This is a genomic window from Aeromicrobium sp. Sec7.5 (genome assembly GCF_036867135.1).
Lineage (GTDB): Bacteria > Actinomycetota > Actinomycetes > Propionibacteriales > Nocardioidaceae > Aeromicrobium.
Genome location: NZ_JBAJIJ010000001.1, coordinates 1,734,001 through 1,751,836, shown reverse-complemented (window position 1 = coordinate 1,751,836; position 17,836 = coordinate 1,734,001). Strand labels below are relative to the sequence as shown.

The 17,836-nt window shown below is 71.8% G+C and carries 20 protein-coding genes and 1 riboswitch; of the genes, 19 read left to right on the top strand and 1 reads right to left on the bottom strand.

What is annotated here, in order from left to right; genetic code table 11:
- The first annotated feature begins 3 nt into the window (after nt 1-3).
- The 11 genes from fmt to V6S66_RS08720 all read left to right on the top strand — a co-directional run bounded on the left by fmt (nt 4) and on the right by V6S66_RS08720 (nt 8,724).
- Nucleotides 4-939 (top strand): methionyl-tRNA formyltransferase, encoded by a 936-nt coding sequence (fmt, locus tag V6S66_RS08770; RefSeq protein WP_334206361.1) that lies wholly within the window; start codon nt 4-6, stop codon nt 937-939.
- The gene (locus V6S66_RS08765; protein ID WP_334206360.1) at nt 936-2,207 is read left to right on the top strand and encodes a transcription antitermination factor NusB; all 1,272 of its coding nucleotides are present in this window, start codon (nt 936-938) and stop codon (nt 2,205-2,207) included. Before fmt ends, V6S66_RS08765 begins: the two co-directional genes overlap by 4 nt.
- Nucleotides 2,208-2,250: 43 nt before the next feature.
- On the top strand, nt 2,251-2,916 hold the full coding sequence (gene rpe / locus V6S66_RS08760; protein ID WP_334206359.1) for a ribulose-phosphate 3-epimerase: 666 nt from the start codon (nt 2,251-2,253) through the stop codon (nt 2,914-2,916).
- A 50-nt stretch (nt 2,917-2,966) separates the two neighbouring features.
- A riboswitch (FMN riboswitch) is annotated at nt 2,967-3,093 on the top strand.
- A gap of 128 nt (nt 3,094-3,221) precedes the next feature.
- Nucleotides 3,222-4,253: a bifunctional diaminohydroxyphosphoribosylaminopyrimidine deaminase/5-amino-6-(5-phosphoribosylamino)uracil reductase RibD gene (gene ribD, locus V6S66_RS08755; RefSeq protein ID WP_334207247.1), complete on the top strand. Its 1,032-nt coding sequence runs from the start codon at nt 3,222-3,224 to the stop codon at nt 4,251-4,253.
- On the top strand, nt 4,253-4,906 hold the full coding sequence (locus V6S66_RS08750; RefSeq protein WP_334206358.1) for a riboflavin synthase: 654 nt from the start codon (nt 4,253-4,255) through the stop codon (nt 4,904-4,906). The genes ribD and V6S66_RS08750 overlap by 1 nt, the downstream gene beginning before the upstream one ends.
- The gene (locus V6S66_RS08745; protein ID WP_334206357.1) at nt 4,903-6,150 is read left to right on the top strand and encodes a bifunctional 3,4-dihydroxy-2-butanone-4-phosphate synthase/GTP cyclohydrolase II; all 1,248 of its coding nucleotides are present in this window, start codon (nt 4,903-4,905) and stop codon (nt 6,148-6,150) included. The genes V6S66_RS08750 and V6S66_RS08745 overlap by 4 nt, the downstream gene beginning before the upstream one ends.
- Nucleotides 6,151-6,154: 4 nt before the next feature.
- Nucleotides 6,155-6,637 (top strand): 6,7-dimethyl-8-ribityllumazine synthase, encoded by a 483-nt coding sequence (gene ribH / locus V6S66_RS08740; protein WP_334206356.1) that lies wholly within the window; start codon nt 6,155-6,157, stop codon nt 6,635-6,637.
- A gap of 12 nt (nt 6,638-6,649) precedes the next feature.
- Nucleotides 6,650-6,913: a phosphoribosyl-ATP diphosphatase gene (locus V6S66_RS08735; protein ID WP_334206355.1), complete on the top strand. Its 264-nt coding sequence runs from the start codon at nt 6,650-6,652 to the stop codon at nt 6,911-6,913.
- Nucleotides 6,914-6,966: 53 nt separating this feature from the next.
- Nucleotides 6,967-7,812, top strand: coding sequence for an ATP phosphoribosyltransferase (gene hisG, locus V6S66_RS08730; RefSeq protein WP_334206354.1), 846 nt, complete (start codon nt 6,967-6,969; stop codon nt 7,810-7,812).
- Nucleotide 7,813: 1 nt separating this feature from the next.
- Entirely contained in the window at nt 7,814-8,212 is a 399-nt protein-coding gene (locus V6S66_RS08725; RefSeq protein WP_334206353.1) for a PH domain-containing protein, read from the top strand.
- On the top strand, nt 8,209-8,724 hold the full coding sequence (locus tag V6S66_RS08720) for an SseB family protein (protein ID WP_334206352.1): 516 nt from the start codon (nt 8,209-8,211) through the stop codon (nt 8,722-8,724). Before V6S66_RS08725 ends, V6S66_RS08720 begins: the two co-directional genes overlap by 4 nt.
- A 25-nt stretch (nt 8,725-8,749) precedes the next feature.
- Here V6S66_RS08720 and V6S66_RS08715 read toward each other — a convergent pair whose 3' ends face one another.
- On the bottom strand, nt 8,750-9,739 hold the full coding sequence (locus V6S66_RS08715) for a GNAT family N-acetyltransferase (RefSeq protein ID WP_334206351.1): 990 nt from the start codon (nt 9,737-9,739) through the stop codon (nt 8,750-8,752).
- 286 nt (nt 9,740-10,025) lie between these two features.
- On the opposite strand from V6S66_RS08715, the gene infC reads away from it, so the two are divergent.
- Genes infC through pheT form a run of 8 tightly spaced genes read left to right on the top strand, consistent with a single transcriptional unit; the run spans nt 10,026 to nt 17,676 of the window.
- Entirely contained in the window at nt 10,026-10,715 is a 690-nt protein-coding gene (gene infC / locus V6S66_RS08710; protein ID WP_334207246.1) for a translation initiation factor IF-3, read from the top strand.
- The gene (gene rpmI / locus V6S66_RS08705) at nt 10,716-10,910 is read left to right on the top strand and encodes a 50S ribosomal protein L35 (RefSeq protein ID WP_334206350.1); all 195 of its coding nucleotides are present in this window, start codon (nt 10,716-10,718) and stop codon (nt 10,908-10,910) included.
- A 44-nt stretch (nt 10,911-10,954) separates the two neighbouring features.
- Complete coding sequence (rplT, locus tag V6S66_RS08700) at nt 10,955-11,347, top strand: 50S ribosomal protein L20 (protein ID WP_334206349.1); 393 nt, start codon at nt 10,955-10,957, stop codon at nt 11,345-11,347.
- A 22-nt stretch (nt 11,348-11,369) separates the two neighbouring features.
- On the top strand, nt 11,370-12,191 hold the full coding sequence (locus V6S66_RS08695; RefSeq protein WP_334206348.1) for a TrmH family RNA methyltransferase: 822 nt from the start codon (nt 11,370-11,372) through the stop codon (nt 12,189-12,191).
- Nucleotides 12,188-12,916, top strand: a complete 729-nt coding sequence (locus V6S66_RS08690; RefSeq protein ID WP_334206347.1) for a 3-keto-5-aminohexanoate cleavage protein — start codon at nt 12,188-12,190, stop codon at nt 12,914-12,916. Before V6S66_RS08695 ends, V6S66_RS08690 begins: the two co-directional genes overlap by 4 nt.
- Before the next feature lie 26 nt (nt 12,917-12,942).
- A complete protein-coding gene (locus V6S66_RS08685; protein ID WP_334206346.1) occupies nt 12,943-13,989 on the top strand; it encodes an ATP-binding protein in 1,047 nt (348 codons plus the stop codon).
- 43 nt (nt 13,990-14,032) lie between these two features.
- Nucleotides 14,033-15,151 carry a phenylalanine--tRNA ligase subunit alpha gene (pheS, locus tag V6S66_RS08680; RefSeq protein WP_334206345.1) on the top strand — a complete coding sequence of 373 codons (1,119 nt, stop codon included), beginning with the start codon at nt 14,033-14,035 and terminating at the stop codon, nt 15,149-15,151.
- Nucleotides 15,148-17,676 (top strand): phenylalanine--tRNA ligase subunit beta, encoded by a 2,529-nt coding sequence (gene pheT / locus V6S66_RS08675; RefSeq protein ID WP_334206344.1) that lies wholly within the window; start codon nt 15,148-15,150, stop codon nt 17,674-17,676. Before pheS ends, pheT begins: the two co-directional genes overlap by 4 nt.
- Nucleotides 17,677-17,836: the final 160 nt, after the last annotated feature.

The following is a 17,836-nucleotide window of genomic DNA, read 5'->3' as shown; positions in this document are numbered from 1 at the left end:
GCGATGAGAATCGTCTTCGCCGGAACCCCCGAGACCGCCCTGCCCTCGTTGCGCGCGCTGATCGCGAGCCGGCACGAGGTCGCCGCCGTCGTGACCCGACCCGACGCCCGTGCCGGCCGCGGGCGCACCCTGGTGGACTCGCCGGTCGCACAGCTCGCCACCGAGCACGGCATCGAGGTCCTCAAGCCCGCGAAGCCCTCGGACCCGGAGTTCCTGGGCCGGTTGCGGGAGATCGCCCCGGACTGCTGCCCGATCGTCGCCTACGGCGCGCTGATCCGCCGTGAGGCCCTCGACGTCCCGCAGTACGGCTGGGTCAACCTGCACTTCTCGGTGCTGCCGTCCTGGCGTGGTGCAGCACCCGTCCAGCGCTCGATCATGGCCGGTGACGAGGTCACGGGCGCCAGCGTCTTCAGCCTCACGGAGGGCCTCGACGAGGGCCCGGTGCTCGGTGTCATCACCGAGCGCATCCGCCCGGAGGACACCGCCGGCACGCTTCTGTCGCGGCTCGCCGACGAGGGCGCCCGACTGCTCGTCGATGCCCTCGACCACATCGAGGACGGTGACATCGGCGTGCAGCAGCAGGACGACGAGCTCGTCAGCCTGGCCCCGAAGCTCACCACGGACGACGCTCGCATCACCTGGAACCGCCCGGCGTTCGCGATCGACCGCCACGTACGGGGGTGCACGCCCGCCCCTGGCGCCTGGACTGAGCTGGGCGACCTCAGGGTCAAGATCGAGCCGCTCACGATCGCCGAGGAGTCGACCCTCGCCCCGGGCCAGGTGCAGTTCGGCAAGCGCGAGGTCCGGGTGGGCACCGCCACGACCGACGTCGTGCTGGGCACCGTCGTCCCGCACGGCAAGAAGCCCATGGCCGCCGCCGACTGGGGCCGCGGCCTCGCCGACCCGCCAGGGTCCTTCTCCGGACCGGTGCCGGCATGACGGACCTGGCGCGCGGGGTCGCGTACACGGTGCTGGCGGCGGTGCGCGAGGACGACGCCTACGTCAACCTCCTGCTGCCGCGCCTGATGAGCGAGCAGAACCTCGACAGTCGCGACGCCGCCTTCGCGACCGAGCTCACCCACGGCACGATCCGCTGGCAGGGCACCTACGACGCCGTCGTCGACCACCTCGCGAAGCGTGACCTCGACCCGGCGGTCCGCGACGTGCTGCGTCTGGGAGCCCACCAGCTGCTCGCGATGCGGGTGCCCGACCACGCGGCCGTCTCGACGTCGGTGGCGCTGGTCAAGCGCGTCGTCGGCCACAAGCCCGCGGGCTTCGTCAACGCGATCCTGCGACGGGTCTCCGAGCGTGACCTCGCGAGCTGGATCGACCTCGTGACCGAGGGCCTCACCGGCGACGACGCCCTCGCTGTCCGCTACTCGCACCCGACCTGGGTCGTGGCCGAGCTGCGGCGCTCCCTCCTGGCCGTCGACGCGGCGCACGAGCTCGAGGAGCTCCTGGCGGCCGACAACGTGCCGCCGAAGGTCACGTTGGTGGCGCGGCCCCGGCTGGCGACGGTCAAGGAGCTTCCTGGGACCCCCGGCCTGCTGTCGCCCTGGGCCGTCGTGCTCGACGGGGGCGACCCCGGTGCCATCGCCGCGGTCCGGGAGGGGCGGGCCGCGGTCCAGGACGAGGGCTCGCAGCTCGTCGCGAAGGCGCTCGTCGACCTGCCGCTCGAGCCACCCCGCACCCGATGGCTCGACCTGTGCGCCGGGCCGGGCGGCAAGGCGGCGTTGCTCGGTGCCCTCGCCGCCGAACGGGGCGCCCACCTGGTCGCCAACGAGGTCCAGCCGCACCGGGCGGAGCTGGTCCGGCAGTCGTTGCGTGCGCTGCCCGAGGTCGAGGTCACGTCCTACGACGGCCGGGAGGGGCCCTGGGAACCGGGATCGTTCGACCGCATCCTGATCGACGCGCCCTGCACCGGCCTCGGTGCGCTCCGCCGGAGGCCGGAGGCCCGGTGGCGCCGGACCCCCGAGGACCTCAAGGCCCTCCAGCCGCTGCAGCAGGCGCTGCTGCGCCGGGGAGTCGACCTGTTGCGCCCGGGCGGGGTCCTGGCGTACGCGACCTGTTCGCCGTCCCCGGCGGAGACGCTCGACGTCATCGAGACGGTCGGACGCGGGGTCGCGGTCCTGGAGCGAGTCGACCGGTGGTGGCCGCACCGCGACGGCACCGACGCGATGTTCGTCGCCCTGCTCCGCAAGCGCTGACCAGGTCCCGGGACGAGCGCGCCCGCTCGCTAGGCTGCCCGCCATGGGCATCCAGATCACGCCGAGCCTGCTGAACGCCGACTTCGCGCACCTCGCCGACGAGGCCGCTCGCATCCCGAGCGCGGACTGGCTCCACATGGACGTCATGGACAACCACTTCGTCCCGAACCTCACCCTCGGACTGCCGGTCATCGAGGCGCTCGGCAAGGCGGCGGCGCAACCGATCGACGCCCACCTCATGATCGCCGACCCGGACCGCTGGGCCCCGGCCTACGCCGAAGCGGGCGCGGGCAGCATCACGTTCCACGTCGAGGCGGCCGCGGCTCCGGTGCGGCTGGCGCGCGAGATCCGCGCGCAGGGCGCCCGCGCCTCGATGGCGCTCAAGCCCGCGACGCCGATCGAGCCGTACGCCGACCTCCTGCCCGAGCTCGACATGGTGCTGGTCATGACGGTCGAGCCGGGGTTCGGCGGGCAGAAGTTCCTCGACCTGTGCCTGCCGAAGATCCGCCGGGCGCGCGAGCTCATCGCGGCGAGCGGCGGCGACGTGTGGCTCCAGGTCGACGGCGGCGTCTCGCTCGACACGATCGAGCGGTGCGCCGAGGCCGGGGCCGACGTCTTCGTGGCCGGTTCGGCCGTCTTCGGGGCCGACGACCCCGAGCACATGGTCGAGGCGCTGCGGTCCGCCGCGGTCTCGGCCTGTGGGCACTGATCGGACGCATTTCGCGCCTGAGTAGAATCGGACGTGAACGAGAAATCGCTCACAGACTCTGGGGTCGGTGCAATTCCGAGCCGGCGGTGACAGTCCGCGACCCGTGTCCACCTGGACCCGGTTGACCTGGTGGAACTCCGGGACCGACGGTGAAAGTCCGGAAGGGAAGAGTCGTGGGTCGTCGTCCTCCCCGCGCGGAGGGACGACGACGGACGGTCCCGCACGGGACACGTCCGCCCCACAGCCCTCCCGTCGCCTCGTGGCCGTGAGCCCGACCGGAGGTACCCATGGCGAGCGAGATCGAGCTGCAGGGCCGGATCGAGACAGCCATGCGCCGCGCGATCGATGCAGCGCGCGAGCGCGGAAACTGCCTGCCCAACCCCACCGTCGGCTGCGTCGTGCTCGACGCGGACGGTGTCGAGGTCGGCGTCGGCGCCACGGTGCGCCAGGGTGCTCACGCGGAGATCGAGGCGCTCGCAGCTGCCGGGGAGCGGGCCCGCGGCGGGACGGCCGTCGTGACGCTGGAGCCGTGCCGGCACGTCGGCAACACCGGCCCGTGCACCGAGGCGCTGATCCGGGCGGGCGTCGCGCGGGTCGTGGTGGCGCAGACCGACCCCCATCCCGAGGCCGGTGGGGGAGCCGACGTGCTGCGCGCCGCCGGCATCGAGGTCGAGACCGGGGTCCTGGCCGACGAGGCCGAGCCCCACAACCGCGCCTGGCGGTTCGCCGTGACCCACGGCCGCCCGTTCGTGACCTGGAAGTACGCCGCCACCCTGGACGGACTGAGCGCCGCGCCGGACGGCTCGAGCAAGTGGATCACCGGGCCCGACGCCCGTCGTGACGTGCAGCAGTACCGGTCCCAGTGCGACGCGATCGTCGCCGGCACCGGCGCGGTGCTGGCCGACGACCCGCGACTCACGGTGCGCGACGCCGACGACCTGCCGCTGCCCTACGAGCTCCAGCCGCTGCGCGTCGTCGTGGGGGAGTCCACGATCCCGAACTACTACCGCGTCTTCGACCGGGTCGCGCCGACGCTCATGATCCAGTCGCGCGAGCCCGAGGAGGTGCTCGCCAAGCTGGCCGAGAACCACGTCAAGCACGTGTGGCTCGAGGGCGGCCCCCGCCTCGCCGGAGGATTCTGGAAGGCGGGCCTGATCGACCGCGTGATCGGCTACATCGCGCCGTCGATGCTGGGCTCCGGCCGCGCGGCGCTCGAGGGCGAGGCGGCCACGCTGGCCGACCTGCGCCCGATCCAGATCGACGACCTGCGGATGATCGGCCCGGACATCCGCATCGTGGGCACCCCGGGCCAGGCACCGAGGGAGACCTACGTCTGATGTTCACCGGACTCGTCGAGTCGATCGGCACCATCACCGCGATCGAGCAGCAGGGTGACGCCGTGCGCCTCACGGTGCGCGACGCCGTCGTGACCAGCGACGCCGGGCACGGTGACTCGATCGCCGTCAACGGCTGCTGCCTGACCGTCGTCGACCCCACCACCGACACCTTCACCGCCGACGTCATGGCGGAGTCGCTGGCCCGCACGTCGCTCGGCGCGCTCGGCATCGGCTCGACCGTCAACCTGGAGCGGGCGATGGCCGTCGGTGACCGTCTCGGGGGCCACCTGGTGCAGGGGCACGTCGACGGCACCGGCCGCCTCCTGGACCGCACGCCCAGCGAGCATTGGGAGGTCCTGCGCTTCTCGGTGCCGCACGGTCTGGCCCGCTACCTCGTCGAGAAGGGCTCGATCACGGTCCAGGGGGTCTCCCTGACGGTCGTCGAGGTCGTCGACGGCGACGGGTCCGACGACGGCCCCGGGGCCACCTGGTTCTCCGTCTCCCTGATCCCCACGACCCTCGCCGACACCACGCTCGGCGCCCTCCAGCCCGGTGACCTCGTCAACCTCGAGGTCGACGTCCTGGCCAAGTACGTCGAGCGCATGCTCGCCCACCGCACCACCCCCCAGCCGAGCGAAGGACCGCAGTCATGAGCCAGACCGAGACGCAGCGCGTCGTGCTCGACCCGATCGAGCGCGCGATCGACGACATCCGCGCGGGCCGCGCGATCGTGGTCGTCGACGACGAGGACCGCGAGAACGAGGGCGACATCATCTTCGCCGCGAGCAAGGCCACGCCCGAGCTCATGGCCTTCCTGGTGCGCTACTCGAGCGGCCTGGTGTGCGCGCCGATCACGGGCGACATCCTCGACCGGCTCGCGATCCCGCTCATGACCCCACACAACCGCGACCGCCTCCGCACCGCGTACACGGTGTCGATCGACGCGCGCGACGGAGTCACCACCGGCATCTCGGCCTCCGACCGCGCGCGCACGTGCCGGGTCCTCGCCGACTCGGCCACCGAGCCGTTCGAGATCACGCAGCCGGGTCACATCGTGCCGCTCCGGGCCAAGCCGGGCGGAGTGCTCGAGCGGCCCGGACACACCGAGGCTGCGGTCGACCTCTCCCGGCTGGCCGGCCTCACCCCCGCCGGGGTGATCGGCGAGGTCATGAACGACGACGGCACCCTGAAGCGGCTGCCCGAGCTGCGCGAGTTCGCCGACGAGCACGGCATCGCGCTCGTCTCGATCGAGGACCTGCAGATCCACCTTCGCCGTCTCGAGCAGCAGGTCGAGCGGCTCGCCACGACCAACCTGCCGACCGAGTTCGGCACGTTCACGGCCCTCGGCTACCGCGACCGCATCGACGCCTCCGAGCACATCGCCTTGGTGCACGGCCAGCCGGCGACCCAGGACGTCCTCGTCCGCGTGCACAGCGAGTGCCTCACGGGCGACGTCCTCGGTTCCCGACGTTGCGACTGCGGCCCGCAGCTCCAGGCGTCGTTCGCGGCCCTGACCGACGAGGGTGCCGGTGTCGTGGTCTACCTGCGTGGCCACGAGGGCCGCGGCATCGGCCTGCTCCACAAGCTGCAGGCCTACGAGCTCCAGGAGCGCGGTCGCGACACCGTCGAGGCCAACCTCGAGCTCGGCTTCGGTGAGGACGAGCGTGACTACGCGGCCGCGGCCCAGATCCTGCGCGACCTCGGGATCGAGTCGGTCCGGCTGCTGACCAACAACCCGGAGAAGTCGGCGGCCCTGGAGCGCTACGGCGTCAAGGTCAGCGAGCGGATCCCGGTGCAGATCGCGCCGACGGAGCACAACCTGCGCTACCTCACGACCAAGGCGGAGCGGATGGGCCACGACCTCCCGCTCCCCGTCGCCACGACCGAGGAGGCCTGACGACATGGCAGGGCACGGAGCACCGGCACTCGACATTGACGGAAGCGGCGCACGCGTCGCGATCGTCGCGTCGCTGTGGCACACCGAGGTCATGGACGGGCTCATCGCCGGTTCGCAGGAGGCGCTGGCCGAGGCGGGCGTCACCGAGATCGAGCTGATCCGCGTTCCCGGGTCCTTCGAGCTGCCGCTCGTCTGCCAGGGCGCTGCGGTGGCCGGCTTCGACGCGGTCGTCGCCCTGGGTGTCATCATCCGCGGCGGGACCCCGCACTTCGAGTTCGTGTCGACGGCCGCGACCGACGGCCTGACCCGGGTCGCGCTCGACACCGGCGTGCCGATCGGCTTCGGTCTGCTCACGTGCGACGACGACCAACAGGCCCTCGACCGTGCCGGTCTGCCGGGCAGTCGTGAGGACAAGGGTCGCGAGGCGGCGGAGGCCGCACTGGGTGCCTGGCAGGTGCTGCGCGAGCTCGTCTCGGACGCCCCCTAGACTGAGGACGCCATGAAGACCTTCGACGAGCTGTTCGCCGAGCTGAGCGACAAGGCCGCCACCCGACCCGAGGGCTCGCGCACCGTCGCCGAGCTCGATGCCGGCGTGCACGCCATCGGCAAGAAGCTCGTGGAGGAGGCCGCCGAGTCCTGGATGGCCGCCGAGCACGAGGACGCCGCGCGAGCCGCCGAGGAGATCAGCCAGCTGCTGTACCACGCGCAGGTCATGATGATCGCGAAGGGCATCTCGCTGGACGACGTGTACGCGCATCTGTGAGGGGGAGACCCCCACTCCTGCGCACCGTCACCCCCACCGAAAAGAGAACACCCATGCTGAAGGTCGCCGTCCCCAACAAGGGGTCGCTCGCCGAGGCCGCGTCGCTCATGCTCGCCGAGGCCGGCTACCGGCAGCGCCGCAACGCCAAGGACCTCGTCTGTGTCGACGCCGAGAACGACGTCGAGTTCTTCTACCTGCGTCCGCGTGACATCGCGATCTACGTCGGCGAGGGCACCCTCGACGTCGGCGTGACCGGGCGTGACCTGCTGCTCGACTCCGGCGCCAAGGCCGACGAGGTCATGGCGCTCGGCTTCGCCGCCTCCACGTTCCGGTTCGCCGCGCCCGAGGGTGGCATCAAGTCGGTCGAGGAGCTCGCCGGTCGCCGCATCGCCACCTCGTACCGCGGCATCGTGCAGGCGCATCTGGCCGAGCGGGGCCTCGAGGCGTCGGTCGTGCGGCTCGACGGGGCGGTCGAGTCCTCGATCCGCCTCGGGGTCGCCGACGCGATCGCCGACGTCGTCGAGACCGGCACCACGCTGCGACAGGCGGGTCTGCGGGTCTTCGGCGACCCGATCCTGGAGTCCGAGGCGGTACTCGCCCGCCGATCCGGCACGGGCGACCCCGCGGGCTTCGACGTCTTCAAGCGCCGTCTCGACAGCGTCCTGGTGGCGCGCAGCTACGTGATGATGGACTACGACATCCGCACCGACCAGGTCGAGCAGGCCGTGCGCCTGACCCCCGGCATCGAGTCGCCCACGGTCTCGCCGCTGCACAGCGAGGGCTGGTCCGCAGTGCGCTCGATGGTGCCGCGCGACCGCGCCCAGCACGTCATGGACGACCTGTACGCCGTCGGGGCGCGGGGCATCCTCGTGACCGACATCCTCGCCTGCCGCATCTGACATGACGATCCGACCGCAGGGCCCGCGCATCGTCGCCTACGGCGTCATGGTGCTGATGATCATCAGCATCGTGGCGATCGGTCGGGCGCTGCCCGACTTCGTGGCGTTCACGATCGCGGAGAAGGCCACCATGACGCTGCTGCTGGTGGCCGTGCTCGCGCTGCTGCACGGAGTGGGGCGCAGCTACGTGCGCGCCGATGCGTCCTCGATCGAGGTCCTCAACGGCTACAAGCGCCACCGCCTCACGTGGGACCAGGTCGAGGGCATCTCGATGAAGTCCGGAGCGCCCTGGGCCACGCTGGTCACGACCGACGACGAGCGCGTCATGCTGTTCGCGCTGCAGCGCACCGACGGTGACGGCCGCGACGTCGTCCGACAGCTGCGGGCCTGGGCGGCATGACCTCCGAGCCCCCGCAGCACGAGCCCAGTCAGCACGAGCCCCGTCAGCACGAGCGCAGCCTGGCGGAGCCGGCCTTCCCCGGCGACGACGGCTCGGTCGACCCGGCGTTGGCGCCCGCGCTCGGCGACCCGGCCGGCGTCCTGGCCGTGCTCGGGGAGGCACGCGTCTTCGTCCCGATCGTCGCGGTGCTGGGCGAGCGCGCCACCGACGGCTCCGACAAGAGTGCCGACATGGCGGCCGTCCTGATGACGGGTGCCGATGGTCGGCAGGCGCTCCTGGCGTTCACGAGCGTCGCGGCCCTCGAGGCGTGGAACCCGCAGGCGCGTCCCGTGCCCGTGCACGGCCAGGCCGCGGCGCAGTCGGCCCTTGCCGAGTCCGCGTCCGCGATCGTCCTGGACCTGGGCCAGCCCCACTGGCAGGTCGTCGAGACCGACGACCTCGGCCACCTGGCCGCCGGCGACACCCTCGCCCGCACCAGCAGCGGCACGGCCTGGGTCCGCGCGGGCAGCTGATGTGCCACGGTCGCCTGACCGCCTCCTAGCGTCGAAGCGGCACGGTGATGTGCACGACGTCGTCGTGCCGCTCGACCCGGGCCACGAAGCCGGCGCTGCCGACCGACCGCAGCAGTGAGTCGTTCGAACCGGCGGTCAGGAACGTCAACGCGTCGCCGCGGTGCTCACGGACCGTGCCGGCGCACTGGCGCACCAGCATCGTGCCGATGCCCCGGTGCTGCCACGCGTCCTCCACGAGCACCCGGCCGGTCCACCGGGGGTTGTCAGGATGCTCGCTGGGCTCGAGGACCGCGTGGCCCACGACGTCGAGCCCGGCCTGCGCGACGAGGGCGACGCCTCGCTCCGGAACGACCAGGCGCCGCGCCAGCCGCGTCGTCATGGGCATGCGCAGCGGTGTCTGGTAGCGGGCGTACAGCGTCTCGACGCTGCAGCGGCTGTGCATCGCGGCCACCGCGTCGATGTCGGCGAGCGTCGCCTCTCGCACCAACGGGATCGGGCGCGTCGTCGACGGCGCGATCAGCGGCAGGTCGGCGCCGGCGTCGCTCACGAGGGACAACAGAGCCTGGGCGCGAGATCGCTCGGCGGGCGTGAACGGCACCGCACGGCTGATGCGCAGCGTCGTCCCACCACGGCGCACGAGGTCGAGCACGTCGTGCCCGGCGTAGTCCGCGACGTCGGGCGGTTCGGTGGCGAGCAGCTCGCGGAGCACGTCCTCGACGTCGCGTCCTTCCTCGAGGACCTGGTGGACCGCCTCGAGGTACCGCGTCGGGGCGTCCACGACGGTGCCGTCGTCGATCCGGGTCACGGACACGTCGGTGCCGCCGGCGTCGGTGAAGACGCGGGCCACGGCGAGCTCGTCGAGCGGGCCGTCGACCACGAACTCGTCGGTGACGCGGTCGGCGATCCCGAAGACCTGCATCGAGGCGATGTTCAGACCCGCCCGACCGCACGCCTGGGCGATGTCGGCCAGGATTCCGGGTCGGTCGTCGAGGGTCGTGCGCACGCGCCAGGGCATGGGGCCAGCCTGCGTCGCGCGTGTTTCCGATCGGCGCCACGGGTGTTTCGCCGACGTGAGATGACGGTTTTGTACGGGAAGCGCGGGCGCTGCTAGGATGGTGCACTGAAGTGGAGGCCATCTCCCACCTGCAGGGCTCACGGTCCTGGGGTAGCGCCGGATCCGTCCGGCTCACGACGTGTGTCGTGCACCGCTGCGGCGGTGGCGTGACGCGTTCCCTGGTGGCCCCCGTTTCAGACGGGGGCCTTTTTTTCGTGGGCCCTCACCACGACCCCCAGGAGGATCCATCACCACCGAGCTGCGCGTCAACGACCGCATCCGCGTACCCGAGGTCCGTCTCGTCGGACCCGGCGGGGAGCAGGTGGGCATCGTTCGTATCGAGGATGCCCTGCGACTGGCCGCCGAGAGCGACCTCGACCTCGTCGAGGTCGCGCCGACCGCGCGTCCGCCCGTGTGCCGACTCATGGACTACGGCAAGTTCAAGTACGAGGCGGCCCAGAAGGCTCGCGAGTCGCGACGCAACCAGACGAACACCGTCATCAAGGAGATGAAGCTCCGCCCCAAGATCGACGCGCACGACTACGACACGAAAAAGGGTCACGTCGTGCGGTTCCTGAAGGCGGGCGACAAGGTCAAGATCACGATCATGTTCCGTGGTCGTGAGCAGCACCGCCCGGAGCTGGGCTACCGCCTGCTCCAGAGGCTCGCTGCCGACGTCGAGGACCTCGGCTTCATCGAGAGCAACGCGCGCCAGGACGGCCGCAACATGACGATGGTGCTCGGACCCCTGAAGAAGAAGTCCGAGGCCCAGGCCGAGGTCAAGGCCGAGAAGGCCAAGGTCACGGCCGAGCGCACCGCCGAGAAGGAGGCCGACGAGGCCGCCGACAAGGCACACCGCGAGGCGGCCCGCGAGACCGCCACCCCCAAGAAGCCCCGTCGTCGTTCCGAGAACCTCGACCCAGACATGGAGGCATAAGTGCCGAAGTTCAAGCCCCACTCGGGAATGAAGAAGCGCGTCAAGATCACCGGCAAGGGCAAGCTCCGTCGCGAGCAGACCAACCGCCGGCACCTCTTGGAGTACAAGTCCTCGACCCGTACGCGCCGCCTCGCCGGCACGACCGACGTCGCCAAGGCCGACACCAAGCGCGTCAAGAAGATGCTCGGTCTCTGACCAGCGCTCTTTCCACCACCCCCGTTTTTCTTTAGGAGATCCAGATGGCACGCGTCAAGCGCTCTGTCAACGCACAGAAGAAGCGTCGCGAGACTCTCGAGCGCGCTTCCGGCTACCGCGGTCAGCGTTCGCGCCTGTACCGCAAGGCCAAGGAGCAGGTCACCCACTCGCTCGTCTACAACTACCGCGACCGCAAGGCGCGCAAGGGCGACTTCCGTCGTCTGTGGATCCAGCGCATCAACGCCGCCACGCGCGCCGAGGGCCTGACCTACAACCGGTTCATCCAGGGGCTGAAGGCCGCGAACTTCGAGGTCGACCGCAAGAACCTGGCCGACCTGGCCGTCAACGACCCGGCCGCGTTCAGCGCGATCGTGCAGCTGGCCAAGGACAGCCTGCCGGCCGACGTCAACGCGCCGAAGGACGACGCGGTCGCCTGACGCGACCGCTCACCAACACGTCGTGGCGAGCCCCGAGCAGCTTGACCTGACCGCACGCAGCGGGCGGGTCAAGCACGCTCGGCGGCTCGCCACTCGTGCGTTCCGGGACAGGACGGGGGAGTTCCTCGCCGAAGGCCCCCAGGCGGTCCGCGAGGCCGTCGCGGCCGGCGTCGTGCTCGAGGTGTTCGCCACGGCCGAGGCCACCCAGCGTTACGCCGACATCGTCGCCGCCTCGCCCGACTGGCAGGTCGTCGAGCCCGAGATCGTCGCCGAGGTCGCTGACGCGGTGGCTCCTCAGGGCATGGTCGCCCGCTGCCGCACGGTCGTGCGCTCCCTCGCCGACCTCGATCTCGCAGGGGCCCGGCTCGTGGTCGTGTGCGCCGACGTGCGCGACCCCGGCAACGCGGGTGCCGTCATCCGCTGCGCCGACGCCGTGGGTGCCGACGCCGTGCTCCTGGCCGGCGACTGCGTCGACCCGCTCGGCCCGAAGGTCGTGCGCTCCACGGTCGGCAGCCTGTTCCACCTCCCGGTCGTCGTCGAGCGTGACGTCCCGGTGGCGATCGCCGCCGTCCGCGCCGCGGGCCTCCAGGTCCTCGCCGCCGACGGGGGTGGCGACCTCGGGCTGTACGACCCCGATCTCGACCTGGCGGCACCGAGCGCCTGGCTGCTCGGCAACGAGGCGTGGGGGCTGCCGCCCGACCGGCGCTCCCTGGCTGACAAGGTGGTGTCCATCCCGATCTACGGTCGGGCCGAGAGCCTCAACCTCGCCACGGCCGCCGCGGTCTGCCTGTACGCGAGCGCCCAGGGTCAGCGGGCCCTCGACCCGCCCGTCCAGCGACCATGAGCGGAGGCGCCACGATGAGCGGCATCCAGGCGTGCCTGAACGGGTCGCGAGGCCTCGACGAGCACCCGGCCGCGCCCCTGACTCCCGAGGCGTGCGCCCGGGAGGCCCTGGCCGCGGTCGAGGCAGGAGCCACCGACCTCCACGTGCACCCGCGCACGTCCGACGGGCGTGACAGCGTCGCCGCCGAGCACGTGGGTGCCTGGGTCGCCGCCGTGCGTGAGGTCGTCGACGTCCCGGTCGGCGTCACCACGGGCGCCTGGGCCTGGAGCGGACCCTCCGGAGCCACCGCTGCGGTCGCCGAGTGGGACGTGCTGCCCGATCACGCGTCGGTCAACTGGCACGAGTCCGCGTCCGAGGCGGTGTGCGCCGCCCTGCAGGAGCGGGGTGTCGCGATCAACGTGGGCCTGTGGAGCGAGCGCGACGCGGAGGAGTGGCTCGACTCGACCTGGGTCGAGGCCACCGCGCTCGTCCTCGTCGAGCTGCCGGACGTCGGCGACCAGGTCGAGGTGGCCGAGCGCCTGCTCGAGCTGGTGCGCCCGGCGGGGCTGCCGATCCTGCTGCACGGCGAGGGCCGGTCGGCGTGGGAGATGGTCGACCTCGCGGGTCGGCACGGCGTGGCGACCCGCATCGGGCTCGAGGACGTCCTCGAGGCGCCGGACGGGAGCGAGGTTGCGGGCAACGCCGAGCTGGTCGCGCTCGCGCTCCAGCGTCGTAGCGGTCGCTGAGCGGTCGAGGCACTACATTGCCCGACGTGTCTCCCGACGACTTCGCGGACTTCCCCGACGGCCTGATCGTCGCGGGAGCAGACCAGCGCGTGGTCTACGTCAACGACCGCGTCCGCAAGCTGGCGCGAGCCGAGGGCGACGAGATGATCGGCATGCCGCTCGCCGACGCCCTTCCGTTCGACGACCTCAACGGTCACACGTGGATGGACTGCATGCGCCCGTACGACGGGCTCAACACGCGGACGGCGATCTCGGAGCAGTCCTGGTACTCCCCGCGGGGCTCGGAGTACCTGATCACGGCGTCCCTGCGCCGCGACCGCCCCGCCGGCACGGTGCACCAGGTCGTCGTGGGCATCCGCAGCGCCCGGGCGCGCAACCAGCGTGACCGGGAGCGGTCCGACCTCGTCGCGACAGTGGCGCACGAGCTGCGTTCACCGCTCACGGGCATCAAGGGCTTCACCGCGACCCTGCTGAGCAAGTGGGACCGGTTCACCGACGAGCAGCGTCAGTTCATGCTCGAGACCGTCGACGCCGACGCCGACCGGCTCACCCGACTCATCACGGAGCTGCTCGACGCGGCGCGGATCGACTCGGGGCGGCTCACCCTGAAGCGGGGTCCGGTGCGCCTCGACCAGCTCGTCGACCGCGTGCTGCGCAGCGTCTCGGCCGCCGGCAGCGAACCCTCGTGGGAGTCCGACCTGGCCGAGGTCGAGCTCGTCTGGGGCGACGCCGACCGGATCGTGCAGGTCCTGACGAACCTCGTGGAGAACGCCATGCGCCACGGCCACGGACTGCGCCGGGTGGAGGTCGCCCCGGCGGCGCACGAGGACGTGCCGGGTGTGCGGGTCCGTCTCGTCGACCGGGGCCCCGGCATCCCCGAGGAGCTGCGCCAGCGCGTCTTCAGCCGGTTCTGGAAGTCCGGCCCCGGTGCCGGCAGCGGGCTGGGGATGTACATCGTCGGCGGCATCGTGACCCAGCACGGCGGTCTGGTCACGATCGACGACGCACCCGGCGGCGGTGCTCGGATCGACGTATGGCTCCCCGTGAACGAGCCGGACGCCCTGACCGACTGAGCCGTGCGAGACCGGCTGCGCCGCGCCACTAGACTCGTGTCCCGTGTCCGCACCCAACTCCGACTACGACCCCGTCGAGGTCACCCCCCTGCATCCTGACGAGGTCGCCCGGGTCACGGCCGAGGCCCTCGAGGCCGTCGCCGGGGCCTCGACCCTGGCCGACCTGAAGCAGGTCCGCATCGACCACGCGGGGGACCGGTCGCCCCTGGCCCTCGCGAATCGCGAGATCGGCGCGTTGCCGCCCCAGGCGCGCAAGGAGGCCGGTCAGCGCATCGGACAGGCGCGCGGTGAGGTCACGCGCGCGATCGCGGCTCGCACCGAGGAGCTGGAGGCCGTCGAGTCGGTCGCGCGGCTGACGGCCGAGGCCGTCGACGTGACGCTCCCGACCGATCGTGAGGTCGTCGGCGCCCGCCACCCCGTCACCACGATCCAGGAGCTCGTCGCCGACATCTTCGTCGCGATGGGCTGGGAGGTCGCCGAGGGTCCCGAGGTCGAGGCCGAGTGGCTCAACTTCGACGCGATGAACCTGGGGCCGGATCACCCGGCCCGCACGATGCAGGACACCTTCTGGGTCGCCGCGCCCGAGGACACGCCGCAGGGATCGGGCCAGGTCCTGCGCACCCACACGTCGCCGGTCCAGGCCCGCTCGATGCTGACCCGCACGCCTCCGATCTACGTCGTGTGCCCCGGCCGGGTCTACCGCACAGACGAGGCCGATGCGACCCACATGCCGGTGTTCCACCAGGTCGAGGGCCTCGCGATCGACGAGGGTCTCTCGATGGCACACCTCAAGGGCACGCTCGACCACTTCGCGCGTGCCGTCTACGGCGACGGCATGACCACGCGGTTCCGCCCGTCGTACTTCCCGTTCACCGAGCCGAGCGCCGAGGTCGACCTGCTCTGCTACGTCTGCCACAACGACCCGTCGGCGGTCTCGTCGTGCCGCACGTGCGGCGGCGAGGGCTGGATCGAGTGGGGTGGCTGCGGTGTCGTCAACCCGCGCGTCCTGGTGGCCTGTGGCGTCGACCCGGATCGCTACTCGGGATTCGCCTTCGGGATGGGCCTGGACCGCACGGTCACGAGTCGCTACGACATCGCCGACCTGCGCGACCTCTGGGACGGCGACGTCCGCTTCACCGAGCCGTTCGGAGTGGGACTGTGAAGGTACCTGTCGAGTGGCTGAAGAGCCTCGTGGAGCTGCCGGCCGACCTCACGACGGCGCAGCTGGCCGACCGTCTGACGATGTACGACCTCAAGCTCGAGGAGATCATCGGCGGCGGGGTGTCCGGTCCGTTGACGGTCGGGCGCGTCCTGGCGATCTCGCCGGAGAAGCAGAAGAACGGCAAGACGATCAACTGGTGCCGCGTCGACGTCGGCGCGCAGAACCTCGACTCGGTGCCCGACGCGCCCGGCGACGACGTCGCCAGCCGTGGCATCGTGTGCGGGGCGCACAACTTCGCCGTGGGCGACCTCGTCGTCGTGGCGCTGCCGGGCACCTACCTGGCCGTGCTCGACTTCGAGATCGGCTCGCGCAAGACCTACGGGCACGTCTCGGACGGCATGATCTGCTCCACGACCGAGCTGGGCCTGCCTGACGACGCGAGCTCGGCGGCCGGGATCCTCGTCCTGCCCGCGGAGTCCGCCGCGCCCGGGGACGACGCGATCGCGCTGCTCGGGCTGGGCGACCAGACGCTCGACCTCGAGGTCAACCCCGACCGTGCGTACGCCTTGAGCCTGCGCGGCGTCGCCCGCGACACGGCCCTCGCCTTCGACCTGCCCTTCAGCGATCCCGCGGATGCCGTCGTCGAGCCCTCGGGCGACGGCGGTCACCCGGTGCACGTCGAGGACCCGGTGGGATGTCCGGTCTTCTCGACCGTCGTCGTGACCGGGATCGACCCGACCCGCCCCACGCCCGCCTGGCTGGCCCGTCGGTTGACGCAGGCCGGCATGCGGTCGATCTCGCTCACGGTCGACATCAGCAACTACGTCATGCTCGAGCTGGGGCAGCCCAACCACTGCTACGACCGGGCGAAGGTGTCCGGCGACCTCGTGGTGCGCCGGGCCGCGGCGGGGGAGCGGCTCACGACCCTCGACGACGTCGAGCGCGCGTTGTCCCCCGAGGACCTCGTGATCGTCGACGACAGTGGCGTCATCGGGCTGGCCGGGGTCATGGGTGGGGCCGCCACCGAGATCGGCCCCGACACGACCGACGTCATCGTCGAGGCCGCGTTCTGGGACCCCACCACCATCTTCCGCGCCGAGCGCCGTCACAAGCTGCCCTCGGAGGCCGCGAAGCGCTACGAGCGCGGCGTCGACCCGGCGCTGACGCTCGTGGGAGCGGCGCGCGTCGCCGAGCTCCTCGTCGAGCTCGCCGGCGGCACCGTGGAGCCCGGCGCGTCGCACGTCGGCTCGGTGCCACGGCGCTCGCCCGTCACGTTCCCGGTGGATCTGCCCGCGCGGGTCTCCGGCCTCGACATCACGGCAGACGTCGCGCGTGACGTGTTCGAGCGCAACGGCTGCACCGTCGAGCGTGACGGCGCCGCCTTCACGGTCACGCCCCCGACGTGGCGCTTCGACCTGAACGACCCGTACGACTTCGTCGAGGAGGCCCTGAGGTCGGCGGGCTACGAGAACGTGCCCTCGGTCCTCCCGACGCCCACGGGCGGCCGCGGACTCTCGCGCGAGCAGGAGCTGCGTCGCCGCGTCGGCCACGTGCTCGCGGGTGCTGGCCTGACGGAGGTCCTGACCCTGCCCTTCGCGGGACCGGCGCACTTCGACCGGCTCGGGCTTCCCGCCGAGGACGAGCGCCGCCGACAGGTGCTGCTCGCCAACCCGCTCTCCACCGAGGAACCGGGCCTCACGACGACCTTGCTCGTGGGCCTGCTCCGCGCCGCGTCCCTGAACGTGGGGCGTGGACACGACGTCGTCGAGATCAGCGAGGTCGGCCGGGTCTTCCTGCCGGGCGCGGACGAGACGGCTGCGCCGATCTACGGGGTCGAGGCCCGACCCACGCCCGAGCAGCTCGAGGCCCTTGATGCCGCCCTGCCGTACCAGCCGCACCACGTGGGGCTGGTGCTCGTGGGGGAGCGGGAGCGTGGCGGGTGGGACGGTCCCGGTCGCCCGGCCGCCTGGTCCGACGCGGTCTCGGTGCTGCGACGTGTCGCGCGGGTCCTGCACGTCGAGGTCACCGTCCGTGCCGCCCAGGTGGCGCCCTACCACCCGGGTCGGTGCGCGGAGCTGGTCGTCGCCGACGGCCCCCTGTCCGGCACCGTCGTGGGCCATGCCGGTGAGCTGCATCCCGCGGTGGCTGCCGAGCACGGTCTTCCGGGCCGCGTCGGCATCGGCGAGATCGACCTCGACCGGATGCTGGCCGCTGCGCCCGCGATCGGCCCGAAGCCCTCGTTCTCGGCCTTCCCGGTGGCCAAGGAGGACCTCGCGTTCCTCGTGGCGGACCAGGTCCCGGCCGAGTCGCTCCGCGCGGCCCTCGCGTCGGCGAGTGACCTGATCGAGTCGGTGCGCCTGTTCGACCTCTACACGGGCGACCAGGTGCCGGAGGGCCAGCGCTCGCTCGCGTTCTCCCTGCGCCTGCGGGCTCCGGACCGCACCCTGACCGAGGCCGACATCAAGTCGGCCCGCGAGGCCGCGGTCCAGGCCGCCTCGACCCAGTTCTCCGCCACCCTGAGGTAGGTACCGCTCGCGAGAGACTTTGTTGGTGGTCAGGAGAGACTTTGTTGTCTCCTGTCCACCAACAAAGTCTCTCCTGACCACCAACGTTCTCTCTCGCGAGCGGAACGTCGACGCGGGGGCACCCCGACCCCCGGCTGCAAGGTCTTGCAGAGGTATGCAA

Excerpts from the sequence above, each read along its gene's own strand:
- fmt (WP_334206361.1), top strand. The coding sequence starts at position 4 with ATGAGAATCGTCTTCGCCGGAACCCCCGAGACCGCCCTGCCCTCGTTG.
- V6S66_RS08765 (WP_334206360.1), top strand. The coding sequence starts at position 936 with ATGACGGACCTGGCGCGCGGGGTCGCGTACACGGTGCTGGCGGCGGTG.
- rpe (WP_334206359.1), top strand. The coding sequence starts at position 2,251 with ATGGGCATCCAGATCACGCCGAGCCTGCTGAACGCCGACTTCGCGCAC.
- V6S66_RS08750 (WP_334206358.1), top strand. The coding sequence starts at position 4,253 with ATGTTCACCGGACTCGTCGAGTCGATCGGCACCATCACCGCGATCGAG.
- V6S66_RS08745 (WP_334206357.1), top strand. The coding sequence starts at position 4,903 with ATGAGCCAGACCGAGACGCAGCGCGTCGTGCTCGACCCGATCGAGCGC.
- ribH (WP_334206356.1), top strand. The coding sequence starts at position 6,155 with ATGGCAGGGCACGGAGCACCGGCACTCGACATTGACGGAAGCGGCGCA.
- V6S66_RS08735 (WP_334206355.1), top strand. The coding sequence starts at position 6,650 with ATGAAGACCTTCGACGAGCTGTTCGCCGAGCTGAGCGACAAGGCCGCC.
- hisG (WP_334206354.1), top strand. The coding sequence starts at position 6,967 with ATGCTGAAGGTCGCCGTCCCCAACAAGGGGTCGCTCGCCGAGGCCGCG.
- V6S66_RS08725 (WP_334206353.1), top strand. The coding sequence starts at position 7,814 with ATGACGATCCGACCGCAGGGCCCGCGCATCGTCGCCTACGGCGTCATG.
- V6S66_RS08720 (WP_334206352.1), top strand. The coding sequence starts at position 8,209 with ATGACCTCCGAGCCCCCGCAGCACGAGCCCAGTCAGCACGAGCCCCGT.
- V6S66_RS08715 (WP_334206351.1), bottom strand. The coding sequence starts at position 9,739 with ATGCCCTGGCGCGTGCGCACGACCCTCGACGACCGACCCGGAATCCTG.
- rplT (WP_334206349.1), top strand. The coding sequence starts at position 10,955 with ATGGCACGCGTCAAGCGCTCTGTCAACGCACAGAAGAAGCGTCGCGAG.
- V6S66_RS08690 (WP_334206347.1), top strand. The coding sequence starts at position 12,188 with ATGAGCGGAGGCGCCACGATGAGCGGCATCCAGGCGTGCCTGAACGGG.